General features: G+C 59.8%; 2 protein-coding genes. Both read left to right on the top strand.

Translation table 11 applies throughout. The annotated features are described in order from the left end of the window. Positions 1-19 precede the first annotated feature (19 nt). Positions 20-592, top strand: coding sequence for a MarR family transcriptional regulator (locus VMT30_06315; protein HVQ44553.1), 573 nt, complete (start codon positions 20-22; stop codon positions 590-592). 38 nt (positions 593-630) lie between these two features. Continuing rightward, a complete protein-coding gene (gene fdxA, locus VMT30_06310; protein ID HVQ44552.1) occupies positions 631-966 on the top strand; it encodes a ferredoxin FdxA in 336 nt (111 codons plus the stop codon). Positions 967-1473 lie beyond the last annotated feature (507 nt).

The following is a 1473-nucleotide window of genomic DNA, read 5'->3' as shown; positions in this document are numbered from 1 at the left end:
GCGCGAAACGGCGGAACTCCTGCTGCTGGTGGGGCGGCTCGTGCAAGCCGAGGGCTATGACGGCGAACTCAGTCCTGCCCAATGGATGGCGCTGCGCTTCTTCGCCCGCGCGAACTCGTTCTCCCGGACCCCGTCGGCATTCGCGGAATTTCAAGCGACGACCCGTGGCACCGCATCACAAGCCATTAAGTCGCTTGAGGCAGGTGGGTACTTGATCCGACAGCGATCCGAGGCGGATGGGCGGAGCGTCAGTCTGCGACTGACGAACAAAGGTAAGAAAGCGCTTGCGCGCGATCCCTTCGAAGTTCTGGTGCGCGCCGTGGACTCGCTCGACGCCAAAGAGCAAACCGCGATGCACCACGCCCTGCACCAAGTGCTGACCACGGTAGCTGCGAGTGGGGCGCATCGGCGCTTCGGTGTTTGCCAGGATTGCACGTACCTCGGTGAAGAGATGTGCTGCAACCTGACAAGCGCGAGCCCCTCGGCTCTCAAATGCCTACTGTTCGGCGTTCCGATCGAGCCGGCGGACGCTGGTCTCCTCTGCGTCCATTTTTCAGCCAAAGAGCGAGCACCGTGGGGACGGACACCGTGAATGAGTTCACCACTGCGATTTGCTGGAAGGACGCTTAATTGACCTACGTCGTCAACGAAAGCTGCATCAAGTGCAAGCTGATGGATTGCGTGGAGGTTTGCCCCGTGGACTGCTTCTACGAGGGCGAGAACATGCTCGTCATCCACCCGGACGAATGCATCGATTGCGGGATCTGCGTGCCGGAATGCCCGGTCGACGCGATCAAGGCGGACACCGAGCCGGGGCTCGAGAAATGGCTGTCGCTAAATGCGGAATACGCGAAAGTCTGGCCAAATATTGCGGTCAAAAAAGCGCCCCCGCCCGACTCTAAGGAGTGGGAGGGGAAGCCGGACAAACTCCAATACTTCTCACCAAATCCCGGCGCGGGTGATTGAGGCGGAAAGCGCCCGCGCCGCATGGGTGCCGGACCCGAGATTGGCCCAACTGATCCAACCGGGCGCAGCAGCGGCCGTGATCACAGTTCCTTCAATGGCTTGGCTCGCGGAGATCGCAATATCACTTTCGCAGTCTGCCAGCCTTAGTGCGGGCGACGGTTGACACGAGGGGCAAGAAACATGTTCGAAAACCGAGAGGGCAGTCGAATGGCGCGATTTTTCTTTCACATCAAAAACGACAGCACGTTTGAGGAGGAGGGGGGAGAACTACCCTAACCTCGAAACCACGAGGGCTCATGCCGCTAAGATTGCCAGTGAGCCATTTGATAAACCCGAGCCTCCGAAAGCAGTTGGGGTTTTCCCGCTCAAGCAAGTGGCTACATGCAGCCAACGGTCGCGGATGATCTTCCGCCAGAGCCCAGGGCCCTGTAAGGCCGCCTCAGTTGGCGGCCTCGCCTATCGGCATATAGGCTACTTCATTCCCCTGTTCATCGGTCACCGAGAGCG

It is taken from the genome of Candidatus Saccharimonadia bacterium (assembly GCA_035544015.1).
In the GTDB taxonomy this organism is placed as follows: domain Bacteria; phylum Patescibacteriota; class Saccharimonadia; order UBA4664; family UBA4664; genus UBA5169.
The sequence above is the reverse complement of the archived record's forward strand: the minus strand, read 5'-3'. Positions and strand labels throughout refer to the sequence as shown.